Annotated in this window: 22 protein-coding genes; 13 read left to right on the top strand and 9 right to left on the bottom strand. The window is 66.9% G+C overall.

The window, feature by feature from the left end:
• Window positions 1-197: 197 nt before the first annotated feature.
• On the bottom strand, window positions 198-1,076 hold the full coding sequence (locus CBM2588_RS19495; protein ID WP_115682061.1) for a helix-turn-helix domain-containing protein: 879 nt from the start codon (window positions 1,074-1,076) through the stop codon (window positions 198-200).
• 193 nt (window positions 1,077-1,269) lie between these two features.
• Window positions 1,270-2,517: an MFS transporter gene (locus tag CBM2588_RS19500; RefSeq protein WP_115682062.1), complete on the bottom strand. Its 1,248-nt coding sequence runs from the start codon at window positions 2,515-2,517 to the stop codon at window positions 1,270-1,272.
• Between the two features lie 317 nt (window positions 2,518-2,834).
• Between CBM2588_RS19500 and CBM2588_RS19505 the strand changes: the two genes are divergently transcribed.
• Entirely contained in the window at window positions 2,835-5,012 is a 2,178-nt protein-coding gene (locus CBM2588_RS19505) for a TonB-dependent receptor family protein (protein ID WP_115682063.1), read from the top strand.
• A gap of 85 nt (window positions 5,013-5,097) precedes the next feature.
• Here the strand turns inward: CBM2588_RS19505 and CBM2588_RS19510 are convergent, their stop codons facing one another.
• Together CBM2588_RS19510 and CBM2588_RS19515 are read right to left on the bottom strand one after the other, a co-directional pair.
• A complete protein-coding gene (locus CBM2588_RS19510; RefSeq protein ID WP_115665876.1) occupies window positions 5,098-6,699 on the bottom strand; it encodes a peptide chain release factor 3 in 1,602 nt (533 codons plus the stop codon).
• 217 nt (window positions 6,700-6,916) lie between these two features.
• Complete coding sequence (locus CBM2588_RS19515; protein ID WP_231942209.1) at window positions 6,917-7,885, bottom strand: YihY/virulence factor BrkB family protein; 969 nt, start codon at window positions 7,883-7,885, stop codon at window positions 6,917-6,919.
• Between the two features lie 204 nt (window positions 7,886-8,089).
• Between CBM2588_RS19515 and CBM2588_RS19520 the strand changes: the two genes are divergently transcribed.
• From CBM2588_RS19520 to CBM2588_RS19530, 3 genes are all read left to right on the top strand, one after another.
• Window positions 8,090-8,287: a hypothetical protein gene (locus CBM2588_RS19520; protein WP_231942210.1), complete on the top strand. Its 198-nt coding sequence runs from the start codon at window positions 8,090-8,092 to the stop codon at window positions 8,285-8,287.
• Window positions 8,288-8,716: 429 nt separating this feature from the next.
• Entirely contained in the window at window positions 8,717-8,938 is a 222-nt protein-coding gene (locus CBM2588_RS19525) for a hypothetical protein (protein ID WP_231942211.1), read from the top strand.
• A gap of 99 nt (window positions 8,939-9,037) precedes the next feature.
• Entirely contained in the window at window positions 9,038-9,448 is a 411-nt protein-coding gene (locus CBM2588_RS19530; protein ID WP_231942212.1) for a hypothetical protein, read from the top strand.
• 145 nt (window positions 9,449-9,593) lie between these two features.
• Here CBM2588_RS19530 and CBM2588_RS19535 read toward each other — a convergent pair whose 3' ends face one another.
• The 3 genes from CBM2588_RS19535 to CBM2588_RS19545 all read right to left on the bottom strand — a co-directional run bounded on the left by CBM2588_RS19535 (window position 9,594) and on the right by CBM2588_RS19545 (window position 13,590).
• Window positions 9,594-10,961 carry a sigma-54 dependent transcriptional regulator gene (locus CBM2588_RS19535; protein ID WP_115682067.1) on the bottom strand — a complete coding sequence of 456 codons (1,368 nt, stop codon included), beginning with the start codon at window positions 10,959-10,961 and terminating at the stop codon, window positions 9,594-9,596.
• 125 nt (window positions 10,962-11,086) lie between these two features.
• On the bottom strand, window positions 11,087-11,557 hold the full coding sequence (locus CBM2588_RS19540; protein ID WP_115682068.1) for a hypothetical protein: 471 nt from the start codon (window positions 11,555-11,557) through the stop codon (window positions 11,087-11,089).
• 668 nt (window positions 11,558-12,225) lie between these two features.
• Window positions 12,226-13,590, bottom strand: a complete 1,365-nt coding sequence (locus CBM2588_RS19545) for an NCS2 family permease (protein WP_115682069.1) — start codon at window positions 13,588-13,590, stop codon at window positions 12,226-12,228.
• A 427-nt stretch (window positions 13,591-14,017) separates the two neighbouring features.
• Here CBM2588_RS19545 and CBM2588_RS19550 point away from each other — a divergent pair, with 427 nt between their 5' ends.
• Window positions 14,018-14,221, top strand: a complete 204-nt coding sequence (locus CBM2588_RS19550) for a cold-shock protein (protein WP_010811149.1) — start codon at window positions 14,018-14,020, stop codon at window positions 14,219-14,221.
• Window positions 14,222-15,795: 1,574 nt separating this feature from the next.
• On the top strand, window positions 15,796-16,890 hold the full coding sequence (locus CBM2588_RS19555; RefSeq protein WP_012354866.1) for a replication protein RepA: 1,095 nt from the start codon (window positions 15,796-15,798) through the stop codon (window positions 16,888-16,890).
• 113 nt (window positions 16,891-17,003) lie between these two features.
• Here the strand turns inward: CBM2588_RS19555 and CBM2588_RS19560 are convergent, their stop codons facing one another.
• Window positions 17,004-17,207, bottom strand: a complete 204-nt coding sequence (locus tag CBM2588_RS19560) for a cold-shock protein (protein WP_006159056.1) — start codon at window positions 17,205-17,207, stop codon at window positions 17,004-17,006.
• A gap of 377 nt (window positions 17,208-17,584) precedes the next feature.
• Between CBM2588_RS19560 and CBM2588_RS19565 the strand changes: the two genes are divergently transcribed.
• Both CBM2588_RS19565 and CBM2588_RS19570 read left to right on the top strand, forming a co-directional pair.
• The gene (locus CBM2588_RS19565) at window positions 17,585-18,244 is read left to right on the top strand and encodes an AAA family ATPase (RefSeq protein ID WP_012354867.1); all 660 of its coding nucleotides are present in this window, start codon (window positions 17,585-17,587) and stop codon (window positions 18,242-18,244) included.
• 2 nt (window positions 18,245-18,246) lie between these two features.
• Complete coding sequence (locus CBM2588_RS19570) at window positions 18,247-19,263, top strand: ParB/RepB/Spo0J family partition protein (protein WP_115682070.1); 1,017 nt, start codon at window positions 18,247-18,249, stop codon at window positions 19,261-19,263.
• A gap of 105 nt (window positions 19,264-19,368) precedes the next feature.
• Here the strand turns inward: CBM2588_RS19570 and CBM2588_RS19575 are convergent, their stop codons facing one another.
• Complete coding sequence (locus CBM2588_RS19575) at window positions 19,369-20,970, bottom strand: phage integrase family protein (RefSeq protein ID WP_115682071.1); 1,602 nt, start codon at window positions 20,968-20,970, stop codon at window positions 19,369-19,371.
• Window positions 20,971-21,498: 528 nt separating this feature from the next.
• Here CBM2588_RS19575 and CBM2588_RS19580 point away from each other — a divergent pair.
• The 5 genes from CBM2588_RS19580 (at window position 21,499) to CBM2588_RS19600 (ending at window position 26,211) form a co-directional block, all read left to right on the top strand.
• Window positions 21,499-22,341, top strand: a complete 843-nt coding sequence (locus CBM2588_RS19580; protein ID WP_115682072.1) for a helix-turn-helix transcriptional regulator — start codon at window positions 21,499-21,501, stop codon at window positions 22,339-22,341.
• Window positions 22,342-22,567: 226 nt separating this feature from the next.
• On the top strand, window positions 22,568-23,113 hold the full coding sequence (locus CBM2588_RS19585; protein ID WP_115682073.1) for a response regulator transcription factor: 546 nt from the start codon (window positions 22,568-22,570) through the stop codon (window positions 23,111-23,113).
• 95 nt (window positions 23,114-23,208) lie between these two features.
• Entirely contained in the window at window positions 23,209-23,523 is a 315-nt protein-coding gene (locus tag CBM2588_RS19590) for a hypothetical protein (protein ID WP_111520817.1), read from the top strand.
• A 516-nt stretch (window positions 23,524-24,039) separates the two neighbouring features.
• Window positions 24,040-24,711 carry a phosphatase PAP2 family protein gene (locus tag CBM2588_RS19595; RefSeq protein WP_115682074.1) on the top strand — a complete coding sequence of 224 codons (672 nt, stop codon included), beginning with the start codon at window positions 24,040-24,042 and terminating at the stop codon, window positions 24,709-24,711.
• A 96-nt stretch (window positions 24,712-24,807) separates the two neighbouring features.
• Window positions 24,808-26,211 (top strand): undecaprenyl-phosphate glucose phosphotransferase, encoded by a 1,404-nt coding sequence (locus CBM2588_RS19600; protein ID WP_115682075.1) that lies wholly within the window; start codon window positions 24,808-24,810, stop codon window positions 26,209-26,211.

Raw genomic sequence — 26,211 nt, forward strand, 5'->3', positions numbered from 1 at the left:
CGGTTCTACGTTTGACAAATTGATGAACATTGAACGCAAGATGTCAGACGATCACCGACAAAGCCGGAAGCACGACACATAGGAGGGGACAAGCGAAGCGGAAGCGGGTTCCCAGGACTCGGACGCGGATTTGTGGGCTGTGGGCGCCGGCCCTTGCGCTGCAACGGCTGCCGCCGGTCGGACCACAACCAGAAAGGCTACGCGCCCGCGCGCCAGGCGCCGGGTGTCATGCCGAACGCGGCCTGGAAACGGCGGCTGAGATGGCTGGCCGAGGCAAAGCCGGCGCGGGCGGCGACTTCATGCAGCGGGCGGCGCGGATCGGCCAGCAGCCGTTGTGCCCGCTCCAGGCGGGTCTGCAGCACCCACGCATGCGGCGGCATGCCGAACGACACCCGGAACATGCGCGCGAAGTGGAATTCCGACAGGCCCGCCAGCGCCGCCAGATCGCCCAGCGTCGGGTTGCTGTCGGGATGGCTTTCGATCCAGTCGCGCACGATCCGCCGCGCCTGCGCGGACAAGCCGCCGCGCCAGTCGGTCGGGGCGGCGCGGCCGGCGTGGTTCAGCACCAGGTGGCTGAGCGCCTCGTGCGCCAGCGCGTTGCCGGCCATGCGGGCCTCCGGCAAGTGCCAGTCGAGCGTGGCAAGCCGCTGGCTCAGGGCATGCAGGCGCGGATCGTCGGCAAAGGTCAGGTCGCGCAAGGCCACCGAGCGCGGTTCGCGGTCGAGCAGGCGCACGCAGTGCCAGGCCAGGGTTTCGGGGCGGAAATACAGATGCAGGAAGCGCTGCGGGCCGCCGACATGCCAGCGCGACTCATGGTCGGCCGGCAACAGGCACAGCCTGCCCGGGGCGCCTTTGTTGCCGGGCTGGTCGCGCCGGTAGGTGGCGTGGCCGCCCTGCAGGTAGACCGACATGGTGTGGTGGCCGGGCCGCGCATAGCCGGTGCTGTCGTTCCGGTTGCGCCACAGCGCCACGCCCAGGCCATCGCCCAACGGGGCGGCGCGCTCCAGCGAAGCGCGCGAGCCGCTGAGCGCGGCGAACACCGCGTGGCGCTGGAGCGGATCGGTCGGCAAGGTCATGTGGCGCAAGGCGTGGCGGGATGCGGGCGGGGATGCGGGCGGTGATGCGAGCGGCAACCATCGGGCGCGACTTTCAGCGACGAAAGTTGGCGCGCGAGGCATCACTATACCGCCGTCAGCCCCGCCCCCGCGCACGCAGAAACGGGTACGCTCCGGGCATCGCCATGCAGGCCCGCACGCGCCATGCGGCCGTTCAGGCGGGATGTTCGTGCAGCTTGTCGCGCGCCGCCAGCGCCGGGAACAAACGCATCCACACCGCCACCACCAGCAGCGTGCCGACCCCGCCCAGGACCACCGCGCCCACCGGGCCGAACAGCGCGGCGGTGACGCCTGACTCGAACTCGCCCAGCTGGTTGGAAGCGCCGATGAACACCGAATTGACGGCGCCTACGCGCCCGCGCATGTCGTCGGGCGTATCGAGCTGGACCAGCGTGGATCTCACCACCACGCTGATCATGTCGGAAGCGCCCAGCACCACCAGTGCCGCCATCGACAGCGGCAGCCAGGTCGAGACCCCGAACACCACCGTGGCGACGCCGAACACCGCCACCGCGGCGAACATCACGCGTCCGGCGCGCCGGTTCAGCGGATGGCGCGCCAGCCACAGCGCCATCGCCAGCGCGCCGATGGCCGGCGACGAGCGCAGCAGCCCCAGCCCCCACGGTCCGGTATGCAGGATGTCGCGCGCGTAGATCGGCAACAGCGCCGCGGCGCCGCCCAGCAGCACCGCCACCATGTCCAGCGAAATCGCGCCTAGCAGCACCGGGCGGCTGCGGATATAGGCGAAACCGGCAAAGACGGTGCGCACGCTGACCGGCGCGGTCAGCCGCTGCGCCGCCTGGCGCAGCGTGATGCCGCCCACCAGCAGCGCGGCGATCGCAAACAGCGTCGCGCTCAGCGTGTACACCACCCCCGGGCCGGCCACATAGGCGAAGCCGCCGATGGCCGGGCCGATGATGATGGCGGCCTGCCCCGCCGAGCTGGCCAGCGCCACCGCGCGCGGCAGCTGGCGCGGCGTGACCACGCTGGGCAGCAAGGCCTGCAGCGTGGGGTTCTCGAACGCGCGCGTGGCGCCGATCAGCGCGACGAAGACAAAGATGTGGTGGCTGTCGATCCAGCCGCCCAGGCTGGCGGCGGCCATGCCGGCGGCCAGCAGCGCCTCGAGCGACTGGCAGGTGCGCACGATGCGGCGCCGGTCGAAGCGGTCGGCCACGTGGCCGGACATCAGGATCAGCGCCACCGACGGCAGGAACTGCACCAGCCCGACCATGCCCAGCATCAGCGGGTCGCGCGTCAGGTCGTACATCTGCCAGCCCACCGCCACGGTAAAGATCTGGTAGCCGATGGTGGTGCACAGCCGCGCGAACCAGTAGCGGCGAAAGACGGAATCACGGAAGACGCTGTCCGGCTCGGCGGCCGGAACGGTGGCAGGGGAAGACATGGACGGGGCAGGAAGGGGAGCTTGCGCCCGGGAAGCGGGTTCGCCGTGCGCAAAGGGCAGATTCTAAAGCGTGCGCTTAATTGCTGCATGCAGATGCCCACGCCTGCACACCGGTTATTCGAAATGTGCGGAATGAAGCGCGAATCTTGCCTCGTTGTCAGCACAATGATGCAGAGACGCGACACGCGCATGCGGCGCAACGCCAGACTTCTCGCTTTTGAGAATCACTCGCATTTATAATCGCCGCCCATTGGCGCGACCGTCCGGACCACCGCTTCCGGCGCAGCGGGACGCGCCGCTCTCCCAGGAAACTCACCTTGCAGCCCGCTTTCCGCCTGACCGGGGGTGCCATCGGCGCCGCCCTGCTGTTCGCCCAGATCGCCGCGATGCCGGCCCACGCCGCCGAACCGGCTTCCGCAACGCCCGCCACTGCCACCGCCGCCAATACCGAAGCCACGCTGAACACGGTCACCGTGGTGGGCAACTGGCTGGAAAACGCCAATGAGGCCAAGGTGCTGGAGCATCCGGGCGCGCGTACCATCGTCGACCGCGAGACCTTCGCCGAAGCCGGCGCCAACAATGTGCGCGAAGTGCTGCGCCGCATTCCCGGCGTGCAGGTGCAGGAGAACAACGGCACCGGCGGCAGCGATGTCTCGCTCAACGTGGGCGTGCGCGGGCTGGCCTCGCGGCTGTCGCCGCGCTCGACCATCCTGATGGACGGCGTCCCGCTGGCGGTGGCGCCCTACGGCCAGCCGCAGCTGTCGATGGCGCCTTTGTCGCTGGGCAACCTCGAGACCATCGACGTGGTGCGCGGCGCGGGCTCGGTGCGCTACGGCCCGCAGAACGTGGGTGGCATCATCAACTTCGTGACGCGCCCGATCCCCGCGACCTTCGCCGCCGATGCCTCGGTCTCGACCGACATCTACAGCCACGGCGGCAACGTCAAGACCAACCCGACCGCATTCATCGGCGGCACCAACGAGCAGGGGCTGGGCGGCGCGCTGCTGTACTCGGGCATCCACGGCAACGGCTACCGCGCCAGCAACGACCACGTCAATATCGACGACCTGCTGCTGAAGGGCGCGTACCGGATCTCGAAGACCGACTCGCTCAGCGCCGCCTTCCACTACTACGAAGGCAAGGCCGGCATGCCCGGCGGCCTGACGCCGGCGCAGTACGCGGCCGACCCGTTCCAGTCGGTGCGCCCCTACGACAACTTCAGCGGGCGGCGCCACGACTTCAGCCTGAAATACAGCCACAACGACGCCGACCGCAAGTTCGAGGTGCTGACCTACTACACCGACAGCTTCCGCGGCAGCAATATCGAGCAGGAAGGCACCGGCGCGCAGGCCGGCCGGCGCCGCCTGACCGCGGCCCCGCGCAACTACCATACCTTTGCGGTCGAGCCGCGCTACTCGCAGCTGTTCCGCGGCGACAGCATGAGCCATGAGGTCAGCGTCGGCTACCGCTTCCTGCGCGAAGCCAGCGACGAGCAGGCATCGCGCACCGCGTTCTATGTGCCGGGTTCGATCGATGCCACCACGCTGCCCTCGCCGGTCTACCAGTGGCGCACCGGCGGCACCACCGCCAACGCGGTCTATATCGACGACACCATCAACGTCGGCAACTGGACCATCACCCCCGGGCTGCGCTATGAGTTCATCCGCTCGTACGTGACCGACAACTTCAGCGGTGTGCGCCGCGACGTGTCTTCCAACGAGCCGCTGCCGTCGCTGGCGGTGATGTACCACGTCAGCGACCAGTGGAAGCTGTTTGCCAACGCCGGCGTGTCGTTCGGCCCGCTGCAGTATTTCCAGATCGCGCAGACCACCAACGGGCTGACGCCGGAAAAGGCCAAGACCTACGAGATCGGCACGCATTTCAACGCCAATGGCTGGGGCGGCGAGCTGACGTTGTTCAACATCGACTTCGACGACGAACTGCAGCTGCGCGGCGGCACCGCCGGCGCACCGGATGCATGGACCAACCTCGGCGCCACCACCCACCGCGGCGTCGAATCGTCGCTGCGCTATGACTTCGGCGCGCTCGACAAGTCTTTGATGGGCCTGTCGGCCTACGCCACCTACACCTACACCGAAGCCACCTACAACCAGGGCAACTTTGCCGGGCGCGACCTGCCGTTCTATTCGCGCCACGTGGCCACGGTGGGCATGCGCTACGCGCGCAACCGCTGGTCGTTCAATGTCGACGGCTTTGCGCAGTCCAAGCAGCATTCGCCGGGCGACCCGAGCAATTCGACCACCTACCAGACCGCGGAAAGCGCCAATGGCGCGCTGGGCGATATCCCGGGCTATGCGCTGATGAACCTGCGCGTGGGCTATGACTTCGGCAAGGCCGCGCAGAACCTGAAGCTGGCCGTGGGCGTGAAGAACGTGTTCGACAAGCGCTATTTCACCCGCTCGACCGACAACAATGCCGGCAAGTATGTGGGCATGCCGCGGACGTTCTATATCCAGGCGTCGCTGGCGTATTGATTGGCTGCAAAAGCGCCAGGCAAACCCTCAGAACAGCAAAACGGCTCGCCATGGCGAGCCGTTTTGCTTTGCACGAGGACGATGATCAGACGATCTCGCGCGTCTCCAGGAACTGCAGCTCCGGGAACCGTTCCTGCGTCAGCCGCAGGTTGACCATGCTCGGCGCCAGGTAGACATGGTCGCCGGCACCGTCCAGCGCCACGTTATGCCCGGCCTTGGCGATCAGCTTCTCGATCTCGGCCGGCGTGCCCTTGAGCCAGCGCGCGGTGGCGCATTCATGCGATTCGAAGATGGCGTCGACGCCGTACTCATGCTCCAGCCGGTGCGCCACTACGTCGAACTGCAGGATACCCACGGCCCCCAGCACCAGGTCGTTGGACGCCAGCGGGCGGAACATCTGCGTGGCGCCCTCTTCCGCCAGTTGCTGCAAGCCCTTCTGCAGCTGCTTGACCTTGAGCGGGTTGTTCAGGCGCGCGCGACGGAAGAATTCCGGCGCGAACGACGGGATGCCGGTGAACTTGAGCGGCTCGCCTTCGGTGAAGACATCGCCCAGGCGGATGGTGCCGTGGTTGGGCACGCCGATGATGTCGCCAGCGTAGGCCTCTTCGGTGGTGTTGCGGTCCTGCGCCATGAAGGTGATGGCGTTGTTGATCGCCACGGTCTTGCCTGCCGAAACGTGCAGCAGCTTCATGCCGCGCTCGAAGCGGCCCGAGCACACCCGCACGAAGGCAATGCGGTCGCGGTGGCGCGGATCCATGTTGGCCTGGATCTTGAACACGAAGCCGGTGAACTTGGGCTCCTGCGGCTCGACCACGCGCGAATCCGTGTTGCGCGCCAGCGGCGGCGGCGACAGTTCGCACAGCGCATCCAGCAGCGACTGCACGCCGAAGTTGTTGATGGCCGAACCGAAGTACACCGGCGTCTGCTTGCCGTTGAGGAAGGCCTCCTTGTCGAAGGTATGCGAGGCCCCGCGCACCAGCTCGATCTCGATGCGCAGCTCTTCGGCCTGGCTGCCGAGGATGCGGTCCAGCTCCGGATTGTCCAGGCCGTCGAGGATCGCGGAGGTGCCCTTGTCGCCGTGCGGGTCGAACAGCTGCACCTTGTCGTCGATCAGGTGGTACACGCCGCGGAAGGCCTTGCCCATGCCGATCGGCCACGTCATGGGCGCGCACTGGATCTGCAGCACGTCCTCGATTTCATCGAGCAGTTCGATCGGCGAGCGGCCTTCGCGGTCGAGCTTGTTGATGAAGGTGAGGATGGGGGTGTCGCGCAGCCGGCAGACGTTCAGCAGCTTGATGGTCTGCGCTTCCACGCCGTTGACCGAGTCGATCACCATCACCGCCGAGTCCACCGCCGTCAGCGTGCGGTAGGTGTCTTCGGAGAAGTCCTCGTGGCCGGGGGTGTCGAGCAGGTTGACGATGTTCTCCTGCGCCTTGCCGTCCGCGCTGTCGCGTCGGTAGGGGAACTGCATCACCGACGACGTCACCGAAATGCCGCGCTGCTTTTCCAGCTCCATCCAGTCCGAGGTGGCATGGCGGTCCGCCTTGCGCGCCCGCACTTCGCCCGCGACCTGGATCGCGCCGCCGAACCACAGCAGCTTTTCGGTCAGGGTGGTCTTGCCCGCGTCGGGGTGGGAGATGATGGCGAAGGTGCGACGACGCGCAATTTCAGGAACGAGCGAGCTCACGGCAGCGGAATCAGACTGGGAAATATTGGGATGGCCCGGCGGTGGCCGGAACCAGGACCGGCAGCGCCGCGGGCGGCCGCAGGGCCGGGCCCTGCGGGCACGCGAAGGGATGGGGCGTTATTTTACCGGTTTGGGCGCCGCTACGGGATTTGCGTTGTCGCCTGCCGGGTCCACACCCGAGCCATGTCTGCTCCATGCCCGCTCCGGCGTGCTGCCGCTACTCGGCCAGCTTGTCCGCCGGCTTGCCGCGCAGGCTGCCGAACTGCAGCGCGTACTGGCGCGTCAGCTCTGCGCCGAAGAAGAAGATCTGTGCCGAGTAATACACCCACAGCATCAGCGCCACCACGGAGCCGGCAGCGCCATAGGACGAGGCCACGGCACTGTTGCCCAGGTACAGCCCGATCAGCCGCTTGCCGATCGAGAATAGCAGCGCGGTGATGACCGCGCCCATGGTGACGTCGCGCCAGGCGATACGCGCATTGGGCAGCATCTTGAAGATCACCGCGAACAGCGCGGTCACCACCGCGAACGAGAACAGCGAAGAGATCGCTTCGGCCACCGGAGCGAACCACGACTGCGTCCATAGCTGGCCCCAGATGCGCTCGACCACCGCCAGCGCCGCATTGACGATCAGCGACACCAGCAGCATGAAGGCCAGCACCAGCACAAGGCTGAACGACAACAGGCGCGTGCGCAGCAGCTGGCGCCAGCCGGCGGTGTCGGGCACCGGCACGTGCCAGATGTCGTCCAGGCTGCTTTTGAGTTCGGCAAAGGCGCTGGTGGCGCCGACGAACAGGATGCCGGTCGCGATCAGCGCGGCCATGCCGCTGCCGCCGGCGCGGTGCGTCGCGGCCAGGATGCCCTCGATGGCGGCGGCGCCCTGGTCGCCGACCAGCCCTTCGAGCTGCGCGAAGATCTCGCCGCGCGCCGCCTCGGCGCCGAAGAACAGGCCGGCGATCGAGATTACCAGAACCAGGATCGGCGCCAGCGAGAACAGCATGTAGAAGGACAGCGCCGCGCCCTTGCTGGCGGCGCGGTGCGCGAACCACGAGGTGATCGCGGCGGCCACCACGCGCAGCGTGCGCGCGCCGGTGTGGCGGTCGGGCAGCCAGTGGGGGCGGTGCCGGCGGGGCGGCGGCACGCCGTCGGCGGCAGACGATGAGGAAGGTTCGGTCTTGTCAGTCACGGCCTGGTGCTGGCGCGATCCGGCGCGGGGACCGCGGATGGATTGCGCCTGCCCGCGCGGCCGGCGCTGCGTTCATCATACTGCGCATCGCGCCGCTTGCCCAAGGCGCGCCTGGCGCGGCGCGCCGCAGGCGACCTGCTACAGTAAGACCAGGCATACCTGCCGGCGCATCCGTTGCCCGCGCGCCGGCGCAAGGAGGCACCCGTGACCTGCAACCTCCGCGCACGCCCAGCGGCCGTGCTGGCAATCATCGCCATGCTCGGCTGCGCCGGCTGCGAGCGCAGCCAGCCCGGACCCAAGCCCATCTCCGGCACCGCGTCGGGCGCCGTGCCCTCGGCAGCTCCTGCCGCGACACCGTCCAGCCCCGCCAATCCCCCTGGCACCTCGGGCCAGCCGCGCTGACTGCTCGCGGGCCGCGCCACCGCGCGTACCCGTTTCTGCGTCGCCACGCACGGACCCGTCTCACTGGCGCGATGCACCGCGGTTACTCGCGTGCATGACAGATGTAAGCCCAGTTTCAACCGTGCAACCGGCTGCGAGGCCGTAGCGCCACGCCTCGCGCCCACGGCAAAGCGCCGGCCAGTGCGCGCCAGCGGACACCAGCGCCATGCCTGCGCCGCCACGGCGCCAGCGCAACGCGTTGCAGTGGCGAAACCGATTGGTCCAGAGTCGCCGTGCAGTGGCGGCCAGGTACCGCGAAGCGTCTCGCAAAGCCGCGTGGCACAAGCGTTTGCGGCCCTTGGCACACTTGTCGCTCTGGCTTGGCCAGGGCGCACAGCAGGCTGGCGCCAGTTCCGTCAAACCCGTCGTTTGCGCGCTGGAGATCACCACATGCGTAACCCGCCTTCCCGCATGACGGCGCGCCGGCGCGCATACCGCCTGGCCGGCCCGCCGCCGTCAGAGACGGACCTGGTGTCGGCGCCGCTGCTGCCCTATCCGCGCGCGCGGGTGCAACTCGCGCGCAGCGCGCACGGCATCGCATGCATGGCGATCCGCAGACCGGCGCAGGCCAGTCCCTCCTGCCGGCGTCATGCCGGCAAGCGGCGCGCGTGACGGACTAATACAACAAGCGGGCACGCGAGCCAGCGTGACCGCGCCGATTAGTGTTCCGTCCCCCGGCGGACACTTTTTTTCCACAGGGAGAAGCCGACCATGAAAGCTGCAATGCTCGCCACGGCGCTGGCGATCGGCTCGGGCAGCGCGGCGGCGGCCAGCTACGCGTGGTTCGATCGCCCCGACGCGGATGACGCGAACAGCCACGCCGCGGTCAGTCATGACGTCTATGTGCGCGGCTTCGGCTGGGCCTGGGGAGAGCTGCGGCTGGATCCGGACACGACCGGCGGCGAAGCGCTGGCGCCGCCCGTGCGGCACGCACGCGACGGCCAGCGCCGCCGCGACATGGTGCCATGGCCAGCGCAGGATGCCTGCGAGCCGCCGCGGCGGGCGCGCGGCAAGATCAGCATGAACCTCGCCACCGCGCCCGCGCAGGCGTACGGCGGCGGGTTCGCGGACGGGTTCGCGGACGGGAAGTGGGCCGCAAGGCCCCCGCGGGTGGTGCGCTGACGTGCCGGCCGGCACGGGGAAAGGCGGAACCGGCGAGCGGACGTCGCCGGTTCCCCTTTCCCGCTGGCGCCTGTGCTGGTCGTGGTAGTGGCCGCGGTACCGGCCGTGCCGGCAACCGACACGTGACCGGAGCTGTTGACTGCCGCTACTCCCCCGCCGAGGCGTGGCTCTCCACCCGGATGTTGTGCTTGTGCATGAGCCGGTACAGGGTCACGCGCGACACGTTGAGCTCGCGCGCGGCCGGCACCACGTGAAAGCCGTGGCTGGCCATCACGGTGCGGATCGCTTCGCGCTCGGCCTCTTCGCGAATCGCATCGAGGGTCTTGCGCGGCAGCTCGGCGCCGTTGTGCAGCTGCAGGTCTTCGGCGGTGATCTTGCGGTTGTCGGTCATCACGATGGCGCGGCGCACGCGGTTGATCAGTTCGCGCACATTGCCCGGCCAGGCGTACTGCATCATCGCCTGCGTCGCGCACGCGGAGAACCCGCGGATGCGACGGTGCGCCTCGTGGCCGTGCTCGGCCAGCACTGCATTGGCCAGCAGCAGGATGTCCTCGCCGCGCTCGCGCAGCGCCGGGATCGACAGCGTCAGCACGCACAGCCGGTGGAACAGGTCCGAACGGAAGCGCCCGTCGCCCTGCGCCGCCACCAGGTCCACGTGCGTGGCCGAGATGATGCGCAGGTTGAGCGGGATCGACTGATGGCCGCCCAGCCGCGTGATCGTGCCCTGCTGCAGGAAGCGCAGCAGCGCCACCTGGCTTTCGAGCGGAAGGTCGCCGATTTCGTCGAGAAACAGCGTGCCGCCCTCGGCCTGTTCGATCCAGCCGATCTTGCGCTGGTTGGCCCCGGTAAACGCGCCCTTTTCATAGCCGAACAGCTCTGACTGCACCAGGTGCGAGGGAATGGCACCGCAGTTGATGGCGATGAACGGGCCCTTGCGCCGGCTCGAGGCATCGTGGATCGCCTGCGCGGCCAGTTCCTTGCCGGTGCCGGACTCGCCCGAGATAAACACCGGCGCCTCGTTGTGCGCCACCTTGGCGAGCGAGCGGAACATCGCCCGCATCGCCGCGCATTCGCCGATCATGGTGCCGCGCGACGCGCTTTCCTGCGGGCGCGTGCCGTGCAGCGACGCCATGCCGCGCGCATGCCGCAGCGTGTACAGCAACTCCGGCATCGAGAACGGCAGGCGCACGTAGTCGACGCAATAGTCGCGGATCATCCGCCGTACGCGCTCGTTGGCCAGCATCGCATCGGAGGTGATCGCCACCCACGTGATATGCAGGTACTGCAGCGCCTGTTCCAGCTGCGTGAACTCGGCCTCGCTGTAGTCGGACTGCAGGTCGATCACGCCGGCCGTGGGCGGGCAGGCGCGCACCGTGCGCTCGGCATCGCGGACCTGCGCGACACGGCGGATTTCCCATTCCGTGCCGATCACGGACGGGTCGAAACCAAAATCTTCATGACGCGACACGACCACGAGCTGTGCAGTGCGTGGCGCCTTGCACAGTCGGTCCATCACGATCTCCCGGACGTTAGGCTTGTTCTTGGTGCCGGCACCCGTGGCCGCCGCAGCGGCGCGCGTCCGTGGCGGACGGTGGGGCTGAACTGGCTGCGGGCATGCGCCCGCGGTCGACGTCGGTGTCACGAGCTGGACAGACTGCGGGTGGATTCATCAGGCGCGGCAAGGTAATCCGCGCCCGGCTGGAGCTGCTCGCGGATGCGCCGCCGCACAGCCTCCTTCTCGCGCATCAACTCCACGCGAGGCGCCTGCGGCGACTGGCCGGAGTATTGGTAGTAGAGCGTCTTGTAGGTCAGCTGGCTCAGGATCCATTCCTGCAGCAGCGTGCGCTGGCGCGCCAGTTCCCCCTCGAGCAGCCGATGGCGGCGCAGCAGGTTGGACACCGCCGCACGGGCGCTGTCGCTGAGTTCGCTGTCTTCGGCAAGCAGGGCGACAACCTTGGCGATGGCCGCGTCGCTCACGGCCCGTTTGGCGGGCACTTCACCTGCGGCTTCCCCCACGGCAGCCCAGGCTGGTTGCATAGATCGGATGGATCGGTTACTGGACTCCCTGACAGGCCCGATGACGGGTCGCCGGATCTCTCCTGCGGTCATGATTATCCCCGTTGAACAACATCCCCCGGCACTGCACGTCTACGTTTACCACTTTTCAGTCTTGGAATTTTGTTGTCTGCGTGGCGCGCATGTTGTCCGCACGCTCCCGGATTGTGGGCGGCGCCGTCATTGATATTGACGGTCTCTGTCCCGAAAGCGCTGCCGCCCTGGCGCATTGCGCCGACGCGCTTTCGGTCTGGCTCCGGCACCCTGCCGCATACACCGGAGTCAAGAAGGGGCGCTTGCCGCGCCCCTCTTTGCCACGCCTATAGTTCAGTGCATTTGCGGCGGTTTGTCCAGCCCCGTGTGGGTGACTTACAGCCAATCTCATCCATTGGTATGAGCCCTCGCGCACACACGCGAGAGCGCTGGCAGCGGCACGCCGAAGCGCGCTTGCGCGTGATGCGACGCGGACATACTACGCAGAAACGGGTACGCTCCGACACCCCACCGCGGCAGGGACATGACCATGCCGGAGCCCTGAATCGCTGTCTCGGCCTGCACGCAGAATCGGGTACGCTGCGCCGGCCTCGCGTGCATCGGCCGCGCGCAGAAACGGGTACGCAGCAGCTACGTGCAAACTGCGCTGCGTGTCATCACGGCGATAAAAAAGGCGGCCCTTAGGCCGCCCTGCTCACGAGACTGGTCGTTGATCCGGCGCGTGCCGGTCAGTGCCCCGGAAGGTAATAGAACTTGAAGACGAACACGACGGCAATGATCCACACCATCACCGGCACGCTGCGCGCGCGTCCCGTCAGCAGCTTGAGCGCCGCATAGCTGATAAACCCGAACGCCACGCCGTTGGCGACGGAATAGGTGAAGGGCATGCCCAGCGCCGTCATCACCGCGGGCACCACCTCGGTGACGTCATTCCAGTCGATCTCCAGCAGTTCGCGCAACATCAGGCACGACACATACAGCAGCGCCGGCGCGGTGGCATAGGCCGGCACCGTTCCCGCCAGCGGCGCGATGAACAGTGCCGCGAGAAACAGCACGGCCACCGTCACCGCGGTCAGGCCGGTACGTCCGCCCGCCTGCACGCCCGAGGCGCTTTCGATATACGCGGTGGTGGACGAGGTGCCGAGGAACGAGCCCGCCATGATGGCGGTGCTGTCGGCCATCAGCGCCTTGTTGAGCCGGTCCATCTTGCCGGCCTTGAGCAGTCCCGCGCGGTTGGCCACGCCCATCAGCGTGCCGGTCGCATCGAACAGCTCGACCAGGAAGAACACCAGCACCACGTTGATGATGCCGATCGACAAGGCCGCGGTGATATCGAGCTTGAACAGCGTCGGGCTCAGCGACGGCGGCGCGGAAAAGACACCGTGGAAGGTGTTGCCGGCGAAGGCGAAGCTCAGCAGCGTGGTGAGCAGGATGCCGATCAGGATGGCCCCCTTCACGCGCAGGTGGTCCAGCGCCACGATCACGAAGAAGCCGACGATCGCCAGCACCGCCGAAGGCTGGTGCAGGTCACCGATGGTCACCAGCGTGGCCGGGCTCGCGGTGACGATGCCGGCGTTCTTCAGCGCAACGATGGCCAGGAATAGGCCGATGCCCGCGGTGATCGCCACGCGGATCGAATGCGGAATGCCATTGACGATCATCTCGCGCACGCGGAACAGCGTCACCAGCAAAAACAGGCAGCCCGAGATAAAGACCGCGCCCAGTGCCGCTTCCCACGGGAAGCCCATGCCCTTGACCACGGTGTACGCAAAATACGCGTTCAGGCCCATGCCGGGCGCCAGCGCGATCGGATAGTTGGCGTAGAAGCCCATGATCAGCGTGCCGATCGCCGCGGCCACGCAGGTGGCAACGAACACCGCGTCCTTGGGCATGCCCGCATCGCCGAGGATGGAGGGATTGACGAAGATGATGTACGCCATCGTCAGGAACGTGGTGATGCCGGCCAGGATCTCGGTACGGATATTGGTATGGTGCTCGCGCAGCCTGAATACCCGCTCGAGCAGCGACGGTGCGGCGTGGGGCGCTGCGGGGGTGGACGTGCCCGGCTTGGAAGCGGGATCCGGCATCGACATGAATGGTCTCCTGGTGTCTTATCGTGTCCGCGGCAACTGGACCCCGTGGGTCAGTCCCGGCGCCGGTCGGGGCTGGGGCTGGCGCGGCGCCTGCCCCGAGCGGCAAGCGTACTCTGTACCGCCCGGCCCGGCGCCGTCACGGCGGTCACGAATAAGCAACATGCAAAAGGCGTGATGATCCCACGACGCGCACGCGGCGGGCCAGTCCGGCACGCGCGCGGGCGGCAGGGCATGGGGCCGCCCCCATCTTGACGCTGACCGCAATCCCCCGTATAAACGCGCCTAGATTCAAGCGACGAGGCAACAGTTCATTCGTTAGCCACCGTCTGGTACTTCGGTTGTCCATGGTGTCCTTTCCTTGAGTTCCCCGTGTCGGATGACGGGTTCGTCATGCGATCTTTTTTGTCCTTTTTCTGGAAAGCAAATCATGCAAACCGGTATCGTCAAGTGGTTCAACGACGCCAAGGGCTTCGGCTTCATCAAGCCGGACGCGGGTGGTGACGACCTCTTCGCTCACTTCTCGGAAATCCGTGCCGACGGCTTCAAGTCGCTGCAGGAAAACCAGCGCGTGCAGTTCGAAGTCAAGAATGGCCCGAAGGGCCTGCAGGCCGCGAACATCACCCCGCTGTAAGCCTTGACGCCACGGCGCACCTGGTGTGCGCCACACAGCGTAAGAACCCCGCCCCTGGCGGGGTTTTTTGTTTTCTGTCGCATCACGGGCCGGCCCCGGTTCCCCTTCCCCATCCCCTTCACCCACCGCTTTCTCGTCCTTTCACGCGTCTCGCACTGATGGGTACGCAGCGCTTCGCCGCGTATCCCCTTTCGCAGAAACGGGTACGCAATATTGCAGCGCAGGGCGACAGGCCCTTGACCAGCGCACGCAGAAACGGGTACGGGCTATCCCCCTGAGCCTCACCTCTTCCGCCGAATAATCACGCAGAAACGGGTACGCACTCGCCGGCTGGCCCACCCTGGGCGTCCCTGCAGTACGCAGAAACGGGTACGCGGTGAAAATTTTTTGTGCCCCCGTCGACCCTTCCCAACGCCGTCCAACCCCTGACCTATCCACATCCCAGGCTCCGGCGAGCCGCCGCAGAAACGGGTACGCGCCGTGTTGCAGCGCAGAACCGGGCCTTTGGTGCCTCCCGCTGACGGCAGTTCGCAGAAACGGGTACGGATTTGAGCCGATGGGCTGGCAGACGCCTTCGCAGAATCAGGTACGCACCGACGCAGCGTTTTCGTGGGGCAAGTCGCGGAGGGCAGGACGCCCTTCACCGGAGCCGCAGAATTGGGTACGCCGCTGCCAAGCCCCTCGCATCACGTATACGTTGGGTGTGAGTACTAGCTTTTGTTGTAGCGCTCATGTATAATGGAAACTTGGTGGAAGATGCGCCCGAATCCTGGGCAGAGTTGGCGCAGAATCGGGTACGCCCTGCCGGGCCGCTTCAACATCCGGGCACGCAGAAACAGGTACGCTGGCGATAAGTACCGGGCGCGAAGCTCCGATCGCAGAAATGGGTACGCCGCAGAAACAGGTACGCGAGCGAATCCAGAAGCTGGCGACCTGAGGTCGGCGCAGAAACGGGTACGCTTTGGCAGGGGTTTTCGCAGAAATGGGTACGCGGGCTCGGTTCGAGGTGCCGGTTGTGCACCGGCGCGCGAACCTGTTTCTGCGTGGATAACCGCCTGGCGGCGCAGTTATCCACCGTTTTCGGGCGGGAACCGGCGCTCCAGCGCACGTGGGGGCCGGGGACGTCGCAGAATCGGGTACGCTTTGCAGCGTCTGGCCTGTGGAGAAGCCTGTGGGCGACGGCGGTTATCCCCGCAGAATCCGGTTCGCGCCGGCCGCAGATACAGGTTCGGGTAGTCGCAGATACGGGTTCGGCCCTTCGCTGAATCGGGTACGGATCGCCGCAGAATCGGGTTCGCGGGGCGGTGATTTCCCCTTACGAATCAATGGGCTTGGCTTCACGTATACGGTTTACAAGTAGTTAACCCGTATCGGTATCGTTTACTGGTAGCTGATGGCTGGCGAACCGTGGACAACCCTGCCGGGTTGCCCACCGTCCGCCACCATGCGACCAGCCATTAGATCCTCCCGGCTGGCAAGAACCCCGCTGGCAATGCGGTCGCTTGTGTACCTGTTTCTGCGTGACAAGCTTTGCGGCTTCGAGTACAAAGGCGGGTAATCCGAAGCAAGCCACTATGCCCATCAAACGCTCCCCGGCCGCCACGGGGGATCGAAGCGTCCTCGACCTGGACGCCGAACCCTCCCGCATCATTGTTCCCGGCAACGAGAACAACCTGGTTCCGTCCGAGAAATTCCAGCGCCTGTTCGACGAAGCGCAGGCCATGGAGCGCGAAGACGCCTGGCAAAGCGGCGAGGTCGGCTTCCTCAGCCGCGCCAGCGTCCAGGTCACGCTGCCATACCGCGCGCCCAAGGGCGCGCCGCCGGTCTGGACCCGCACCAGCGGCAATATCTCGCTGATGATCCAGCCGGGCTATTTCACGCAGCAACGCTCCGAGCGCGCCGCCAATGGCCGCCAGAAGCTGGTGTCGGAGACGGTGTCGCTGGGATACCCGTATGGCTCCTATCCGCGCCTGATGCTGGCCTGGATCGGCAAGGAGATCATGGCGAAGAAAAAGCGCGGCGAATTCACCGGCACGGTGGAAGACCGACGTATCTCGCTTGGCAATTCGCTGTCGGAGTTCATGTACAACCTCGGCATCCCGATGGCCACCGGGGGCAAGCGCGGCACCATGACGCTGGTACGCCAGCAGATGATCCGCCTGTTCTCGGCGACCATTGCCATCGTGCAGAACAAGTCCACGCCGAGCCAGAACCAGAATCCCAACCACGAGCCGCTCTCGATCGATCGCGTGGGCTACCTGCTGGCCGACCAGCTGTCGACCTGGTGGGATCCGATGCAGCCCGGACAAGGATCGATGTTCGAGAGCTTCGTGGTGCTGTCCGAGCCGTTCTTCAACGAGCTGGTCAACCGGCCGGTGCCGGTGGACATGCGCGCGCTGAAGGCCCTCAAGCAGTCTCCCTTCGCGCTCGACGTGTATTCGTGGCTGACTTATCGGTTCTTTACGATTCAGCGCCGCACCGAGATCCCGTGGGAAGCCCTGCAGATGCAGTTCGGCACGGAAACCGAAAGCGAACGCAAGTTCCGGGCACTGTTCCGCAAGGCGCTGAAAGACGTGCTGGTGGTCTACCCCGGTGCCAAGGTGGACGCCGATTCGTCCAAGGCGCTGATCCTGCAGCCGTCGCGCACGAGCGTGCGCAAGCTGGGCTGATTCGCACACGGGCGGACCGGCCCGGACGCAAAAAAGGCAAGCGTGAAACGCTTGCCTTTTTTGTTACCCGTCGCGAACGCGTCGCGGCGGGCGAGGGGTCAGCCGAGGCTGGATCAGGCCGGCTTGATGGCCGAAGCCTGCAGGCCCTTCGGGCCTTGCTTGACTTCAAACGTCACGCGCTGCCCGTCCTTCAGGGTCTTGAAGCCCGAGCCCTGGATCTCCGAGAAGTGCGCGAACAGATCTGCACCACCGTCGTCCGGGGTAATGAAGCCAAAGCCCTTGGTCTCGTTGAACCACTTGACCGTACCGGTTGCCATAGGAATTTCCTTTTCGAAGCAAGTTCTTGTACACAACGCAAACAACCGTTCAAGCACGTTGAGTTCTCGTAGATACCGAACGGAAGCCGACGAGGTGACACGACTTGACTCGACTGTAGCGCGCATCATAACCACTTTGGATTACGGTGTCATGTGCGGCGTAATGCGCACTACAGATACTTTAGGCACATTCCGGTCCGATTTTCAAGCAATTTTACCGACTTGCGTGATTTCCCCCGTCTTAAGGACAGTTCCCCGCCCACAGTCAGGAAACACATTTTTTGTTAAATTGGAAAACGGTTGATGCGTCACCTGGTTTTGGCTAAAGTTGCGCCTTAAGAAACAACCGCGCTTTCAGCGCTGAAAGAGAGGTCGCAGTGCCAGCCAAAATCATTACGGTCTTCAACCAGAAGGGCGGTTGCGGCAAGACGACGGTCAGCATGCATCTTGCCGGCACGCTGGGTCTGCGCGGTGCGCGTTCGATGCTGGTCGACATGGACGAGCAAGGCACGGCCACCCGATGGGCGGCCCAGGCCAGCGACGAGCGGCCATTCCCGGCCTCGGTCATCGGGCTGGCGCCCTCCGGCGGCGCCATGCACCGCGAGGTTCGCAAATTCGTCCAGGATTATGACTACATCGTTGTGGATTGCCCGCCGGCAGTCCATTCGGCGGCGCCATCCAGCGCGTTGCTGATTTCCGACCTCGCCATCATTCCGGTCGTGCCGTCGCCGCCCGACCTGTGGGCGGCGGTGGCCGCCAAGACGCTGGCCCAGCACGCGCAGGTCCAGAACGAATCGCTGCTGATCCGCGTCATGGCCAATATGGTCCAGCGCCGGGTGTCTATTGCCCGCCAGGCGATCGAAATTCTTGGCGATGATGGCGACGTCCCGCTGTTGAATTCGATGATCGGCTCGCGTTCGGCATTTCGCGAATGCCAGGCGATCGGCTGCACCGTCCATGGCGTGGCTGGTGCGCGCGAGGCGGTGCAGGAGGTCGACATGATGGTCGATGAAGTGTTGTCTTTGATTGAGCAATAGGCATGGCTACCAAACTAAAAAGCCTGAAGGCCGGCATGCTTGCCGGCATGGCGGCCGAGAAGAGCCGGAACGATACGATGGACCGCTTCGCGCGGGCGGAAGCGGCCATTTCCCAGCATCCCAACGGCCTGCTGCAGGGCAGGGGGGCTGCCGAAACGCCGCCCGGTTTCAGCGCTGAAAGTCTCGACGACGTCGCCGCGGGCCGGCAGCTGATCCGGATTCCACTGACGCAGCTGCATGACAATCCGCTGAATGCGCGCCGCATCTACGATCCTGCCGTTGTGCAGGAGCGGGCCGCGTCCATCGCCACGCATGGCCAGAAGACGCCGGGCCTGGCGGCGCCGGATCCGGCGCGCCCGGGCCACTACATCCTGATCGACGGTCATTACCGCAAGCGAGCCCTGGCATCCGCCGGCAAGCTCGAAATGGAATGTTTTGTCGAGAACGACCTGAGTGACCTGGATTTCTACCGCCTGTCGTTCATGCTGAACGAGCAGCGCTCGGACCAGTCCGCGCTCGACAATGCCATTGCCTGGCGCCAGCTGCTCGATGAAGGCAAAGTCCAGAAGGAAGAGGAGATCTGCGAGCTGACCGGCATTTCCGCGGGCACCGTGAACAAGACCCTCGCGTTGCTGCGCCTGCCGGAGTCGGTGCTGGGCGTGATGCGTGAATGCCCGAGCGCGATCGGCATCGCCGCGGGCTACGAGCTGACGCTGTACTTCAAGCTGGCGGGGGAAGAGCGGACCCGCGAACTGGCGGGACGCATCATCCACGACGGGCTGTCCAGCCGCGAGGTCGAGGCGATCCGCAAGCAGGCGCAGGAAGGCAAGGCACGCAAGGTCAAGGAGATCAGCCGCCAGTACAAGATCCGCACTGACAGCGGCCAGCTGCTCGGCACGATCAAGGAATGGGATTCCGGACGCGTGATGCTGGACGTGCAACTGACCGACCGCAGTGCGCGCGAGGCGCTGGTTGAAGCTTTGAAGTCTCGCTTCGGACTCGACAAGACGTTGCTTTGATACTCTGAAACGGGTGGCCGCCGGTTCGCCGCCGCGGTGACGCGGGCGCCGACATGCCAGGCGGACAGTATGCGGGGGCAGTGGCGACACTGCCCCCCATTGTTTTCAGGCCATCAGATCCCGTGGCGAACGTGCCGCGAATGCCGGATCACAGCGCTTGCGATAGCGCTCCAGCATGGCCGACAGCAAGGCATGCAGGCCGCGCACCGAATACCCGCCCAGCGGTTGTGCCGCGCGCTTGCGGCGGGCTCGCCCGGTGGGCGGCGCTGTCGCCGGGCCGATCAGGCATGCGTCTGCCATGCCTGGTCCCTCCCATTGCAGATTGCGGTCCTGCCAGTGGCGCGCCAGCGCCGTCCGTGTCGCGGGCGCAAGGCCGTTGCCCGGGCAGGGCGCGTGCGCGTGATCGCCGAAGGTTGATGATTCGATGGCCATGCCGTCTGCGGGTCCGGCTAAGGACAGCGATCGCAGCGTCGCCGATGACAACTGATCCAGGCTGAGCCCTTGCTCGCGCAACAGCAGGATGGCGGCGTGCGCGGCGCGGTAGCGCTGGCCGTCGCTGGCCTCGGCTTGCGATGCCAGCCATGACAGGAAGGCGGCGGCGCTGTCTTCCGGCAGCGGAGCGCGGACGGACGGCGTAGCCGCCTCTGCGTCCGGGGCCGTCGCCATTTCGGCCCCGATCTGTGCCGGCCAGCGCGCCGCGCAAGGGTAGCCGTTATCGTGCATCCACCGGAACAACGCGGCCAGCACGCGCAGACTGTGGCGCTGGCTGGCCGCGCCCAGCGGGCCCGTCAGCGGCCGCCAAGCGGCCTGGTTTCGAGGCGCGCGCGGCCCGCACCAGCGGCTCGCGGGTTCGGGGCTGGCCAGGAACCCCAGGTAGGCCTGGCGGTCATCCAGGTCCAGTTGCGACAGTCCCTTGCCGCGCTCCAGCGCCGCCCACAGCAACAGCCGCTCCGCCTCCTTGCGATACGCGGCAAAGGTGCTGCCCTGGCCGTCGGTGGTATCGCGCAGCCAGGCCTTGACCACCGTTACGCCGTGGCTGTACGGACAGGCATCATCGGGGCCGGCAGCCGCCGGCGCCTCGCTCAGCCACTCGAGCGGCAACGGCTGGCGCAGCGCCGGACTCAGCGCCGCCGCTTGCAGCGGCGCCCGGTTGCCGACGTGCGCGCGCAGCAGCGGCGCGCCATCCGCACCCTTGAAAACCGTGCGCTGCTCGCCCAGCCAGCGGTTGATGGTGGTGCCGGCGAGCGCGCCAATGCGCGGCACGCCTCGCCACCAGGCGGTACCGCGCTGATTGGCCAGATCCAAAAGAGATTTAAGCGTCACAATATTGGCATTGCGCAGACGCCGCGCCAGTGCCGGAGCAAACCACAGTTCCACACTGTGCTGGGCCTGCGGAGCCGCCGTGCCCAGTCTTTCGAGTTCGCCGAGCGCCTCCACCCGACGATCCATGCCGCGGTTCGAGCGCCCGGGGCCGGCCAGCAGCAGTTCGGCCAGGTCCGCGCGCCCGTGCAAATGGGCCAGCTGGACCATGCGATCGCGCAAGGCCAGCAGGATGCGCAGTGCCGACTCGGCGCCGGCGTCATCGTCATCCGTGTCGTCGGCGAGATAGCGGGGCACCACCATCGCGGCTGGCATGCCCTGGACATAGGCACGCACGGCGGCGAATTCGCTTCGGGTCAGGCTGACAGAGGGCGAGGCAGGAATCATTCGACAGCTTGCGCAGTATCGCTAACTTATTGATTTATAAGGCACTCGGGCGGAGGCAGAAATCGTCCGACCCGAAATGCATAGCAAAATGCAATGCCGATAATTCTATGCGCGATGACGCAAGCTGCACAGGCCCGCGAGCACGGTTTCATCCATATGCTGCAATCAGCCGGCATCAGACCGGCGGGCGTGGCGCAAAGCGCCGGTTGGGGATTACCCGCTGCAGCGCACCATTACCTTGCATTCGCGGGGCACGTTTCATATGCTGCAGCTCAGGAGTTATAAATACTTAGATCAGACTTCAGCCGAATCTAAGGCTCTTGCAACAGAAGCGTTTCACACGCACACCGGGGCGATCCGGTATCTCCAGGGAAAGGATGACCTGCAGCCAGACGGGAAGGCTGTGCGGCGTCCCCGGAGCACTGGCGGATCGTAGGGAGGTGCAACCGCAGGATAGCGGGGCACGTCCGACAAGCAAGCACGGATTTTCGCGGGGTCCGCGCTTGCCGCAATAATAAGAGAGCGGCCATGGCCACCATCCTCTTGATCGAGCCTCACCCCCTCCTGCGCCTGGGTCTGCGCCACCTGCTGGCCCAAGCACACCTCCACGGCGACCTGCTGGACCTCGATCCGCTGGCGCCCATCGATTCCGACCTGTGGCTCAACGATGCCGACCTGATGGTCTACGGACTGCCGTCCGACCAGGCCAGCGGCTGGTCCATGCTGGAAGAACTGTGCCAGCGGCTGCGGCCACAGCGGGTGCTGATCCTCAGCGAGCAGGCGATGCCGGCGCTGCCCGAGGGCGGCCTGCCGGAGCCGGTGCGCGGCTGCGTGCCCAAGCATTGCAGTGCCGACGCGCTGGATGCGGCGGTGCGGCTGGTGCTGGCCGGCGGCGAATGCTTCCCGGCGTCGAGCCAGCCGTTGCCGGGCCGGCACGCCGGCACGGACGCTGCCGCGGCACGCCTCGCGCCGGCGGCTCCGGGCGATGCCAGGGTGGTGACGCTGCGCCCCGGTGTGGACGATGCCGGTCACGACAGCGCGGCGCCGGTGGCGCAACGCCAGTTCGCCGCGCACGCCACCGCGTACGAAACGCCCTCGGCCGGCGCGCACCTGCTCAACATCACCGAGCGCCAGTACGAAGTGCTGGCATTGCTGGCGCGCGGCTATCCGATCAAGACCGTCAGCCGCATGCTGAATATCTCGATCGCCACCGCCAAGACGCATGCCTGCACCCTGTATCAGCGCCTCCATGTGCGCAACAAGGGCGAAGCGGTCTACGTGGCGCTGCAAAGGGGGGCCACGCTCAACTGGGCGGGACCGGACCCGGCTGCCGCGCCGGCGCGCATGCCGCCGGTAGGCCAGGCGGCCTGAGCCGGTGGCGCGCGCCCGTGCGCCTCATCCTTCTGCTGCGTGATGCTCCGCCAAAAGCATGAGGCAGGGGTGGCAGCGGCTTGCTACCTTCTGAGGGAAGACATCCGCACAGACCGACGCCGGCGGTTGGCGCTGGTGCGATGTCCTCCGCGCCGGGCCGCCCGCAGCCCGGCTCCGACCGCGCGGCCGATGCCATGGCCGCCCGGGTTGCCGCCGGATCGAGTCAATGCCGACCTACCTGATCGCCAGCAATGAAATGATGTGCCGGGTGCTGGCACGACGCCTGCACGCGCTCGACCTGCCCAGGCCGATCAACTGCCGCACGCCGCAATGGCTGCGGGCCCCGGCGCACGCCCCGTCATCGGCTGCGCCGGCGCAGACCGCAACGCACGACCTCCAGGCCGATCCCGGCCATACGTCCACGCAGGCTGGCGCGCAGCTGCCGCCGGATCCTGCGGATATTGCCGTGATCGATTGCAGCGGCCTCGAAGGCGATCCGCGCGCATGGCTGGACCAGCTGCACGCGCGCCTGGCGCCGCGGCGCTGGCTGGTGTTGTCGGACCGCCTCGATCCCGCGCTGATCCTGCATGCCGCGCTGCTCGGCGCCAGCGGCTGTCTCGCGTTGCCCGCGGCGATGGACCTGGTGTGCGCGGCCACCGCGCTGGTGTGGGCCGGCGGCCAGTGTTTTCCGCGCATGGCGTTGTCGCTGGGCGGGGCGCGTGCGCCTGCGCCCTCCCTCCTTTGTGCGACCCGTCCTACAACCACCGGATGAGGGCGCAATATTGCTGATGGCCTATGCTTGATTCGCCCGGAGGCAGAAGCTGGCCCTCATTTGCAGGCTGGCCGTCCCGGGAAGAAGGGGGTCGTATGGAGGCCGGACTTGAGTTCCTCGTGGTGCGCGGCTTTGCGGTGCGCGAGGGCCGGGGAAAGTGGGCGTGCTGCTTCGAGATCAGGCTCGCCGCCCATCATGAGCAAGGTTGCGGCGCGGATGGCGCCGCCGGCAGCGATGAGCCGCTGCTGTACCGGGGAGAACTGCACGGGCGCCAGTTCGATTGCGAGCTGGCCGCCGCCGATGCCGCGCGCGCGGCCGGCGAGCGCGAGGCCTTGCTGCGTGTGGAAAGCCTCAAGGCGCTGATCATCGCGCAGCATCGGCACCGCGTGCCGCCGTCACTGGTGAGCTGAACCTGCAGGCACGCGCAGCTGTTGTGCAGCGGCACCCGGCGCGAGCGCCCGGTGCCGCTGTGCGTTTGTGCGTTTGTGCGGGTCGCATTGGGTTGGCGGCATCGGTTGGCGGCATCGATTGGCGGCACGGACGGGCAGCACGGATGAGCCGCATTGCCTGGGCCGCATGGGTGTCGTCCGCATGATCTCGCCGCTGCTGCCGCCGTCTCGATCATGCCTTCCCGGCGGGCAAAAAAAGAAGCCCGCCGACCGGGGGACCATGCGGGCTTTGAAAACGCTGCCCCGATGATGCAAGGGCAGCGATCCCGATTGAACATATCGAATTGCGCAAAGACTCTCTATCCACCAGACGGCCAATGCAGTCATGCACTCTCAACCTGTCTGCACCCCGACCGGCGCCGGCCGGGGCCGCGTTGCGCGCGCGGGCGGCGCTGGACCAAGCGGTCGATGCCGCCACGCGCGAGGCGGTGGTACCCTGCCGCACCAGACCCTGACGCTTACCGCATGCGCCTGCCCATGAGCCACTGGCATCTCGTATCCCTGTTCGGCGAATCCGCGTACCTGCTGCCTTGCGCCGTGTTCCTGGCGTTGTGGCTGTACTGGCGCGGCGCGCCCGGCAGCGCGCGCCACTGGGGGCTGGCGTTCGCCGCGGCCGCGCTGCTGGTGCTGGCGTCCAAGCTCGCGTTCATGGGCTGGGGCATCGGCAGTGCGGCGCTCAACTTCACCGGCTTCTCCGGCCACGCGATGATGGCGGCGTCGGTGCTGCCGGTGCTGCTCTACCTGGCGGTGCCGGCCGCGTGGCGGCGCCTGGGCTGGCTGGCGGCGGCCGCGGGCGTGGGCCTGGCGTTGCTGGTGGGGGTGTCGCGTCTGGCGCTGCATGCGCACTCGGTGTCTGAGGTGGCGGGCGGCCTGGGCGTGGGCCTGTGCGTGAGCCTGCCGTTCATCCTGCGGCGCACCACCCCGCACGGTCCGCTGGCGATGGTGCTGGCGAGCGTGGTGCTGGCCACCGCGCTGGTGATGCCGATGACCGGCACCGTGGGCGCCTCGCACGGCCTGATCCAGCAGCTTGCCATGCTGCTGTCCGGCCGCGACCGCCCCTTCCAGCGCGGCGAATGGGCCATGCACGGACGCGCGACCGGGTACGCCAAGGTGCACGCCGGCCCCTCCCTGAGCGCGGCCGCGCGCTGATTTCCCTGCCACAGGCTGTGTGCGCCCGCCAACAGACACTGGCGGGCGGCTCGGCAACCATCGCTGCATCGAGTATTGCATTCGCGGTGGGCAGCCATGGCATCCAGTTCGACCTTTGCGGCAGAGCGCCACACGGCGCTGCACTTGTTGTACCGGCTGGCCGACGCGGTGCTGGTCGGCGTGTGCGCGGTGATGATCGGTGCGCTGTACTTTCCCGAGGGCATCCGCGGCGCCGCGCCGGTGCACGGCTTTCTTGCCGCGCTGTGTTCGATCGGGGTGCTGGCGGTGTTTCCCGCCTTCGGCATCTATGAATCGTGGCGCGGCCGCAGCCGTGCGGCGCTGGTGCTGCGCCTGCTGGCCGCGTGGGCCACGGTGTTTATCGTCGGGCTGATGACGGCGTTCCTGATGCACCAGATCGCCGCGGTGTCGCGGGTCTGGTCGCTGGGCTGGTTCGGTTCCAGCCTGCTGGCGCTGGCAGGGGTGCGCGCCGTCATGTTCCGCATGCTCGGCAATGTGCGCGAGCAGGGCATCAACGCCAAGCGCGTGGTGATCTTCGGCTACGGGCCGCTCGGGCGCGAGATGTACCTGCGCGTGGACCAGATCCGCGCCGCGGGCTATCGCGTGGTCGGCATCTACCATGAAGAGCCGATCGCGGTGCCCGACGGCGTGGTCTCGCTGCGCACCATGGAAGAGGTCAACCTGTTCGTGCGCAGCCAGGCGGTCAGGGAGATCTGGCTGACGCTGCCGATGGTGGCGTGCCGCGACCTTTACGACGTGGTGCGGCAGTTCCGCAACGAGTTGATCGACATCCGCTGGATCCCCGACGTGATGTCGGTGGAGCTGCTCGGCCATCGCTTCAGCGAGTTCCTGGGCCTGCCCGTGATCGACCTCAACAGCCCGCCGGTGTCGGGCATCACCGGCCTGCTCAAGGCCAGCTTCGACCGCGCCTTCGCGCTGGCCGCGCTGATCGGACTGGCGCCGCTGCTGCTGGTGGTGGCGGTGCTGGTGAAGCTGTCGTCGCCCGGGCCGGTGCTGTTCCGACAGCGGCGGCTGGGCATGGACGGGCGCCCGTTCGACGTCTTCAAGTTCCGCACCATGCGCCAGCACGCCGACGTGGGCGTGACGCAGGCGGTACGCGGCGATGCGCGCGTGACGCGGATCGGCGCCTTCCTGCGCCGCACCAGCCTGGACGAGCTGCCCCAGTTCTTCAATGTGCTGCGCGGCGAGATGTCGGTGGTGGGACCGCGCCCCCATGCGATGGAGCACAACGAGCTCTACAAGGAGCTGATCGACCGCTACATGCTGCGGCACCGGGTCAAGCCGGGCATCACCGGCTGGGCCCAGATCAACGGCCTGCGCGGCCAGACCGATACCGTCGAGAAGATGCGCCGGCGTATCGAGTTCGACATCTACTACATCCAGCACTGGTCGTTCCAGCTCGACCTGCAGATCATCCTGCGCACCGCGCTGCACGGCTGGACCGGCGCCAGTGCGTATTGA

This window comes from Cupriavidus taiwanensis (assembly GCF_900250075.1).
GTDB classification, from domain to species: Bacteria; Pseudomonadota; Gammaproteobacteria; order Burkholderiales; family Burkholderiaceae; genus Cupriavidus; species Cupriavidus taiwanensis_C.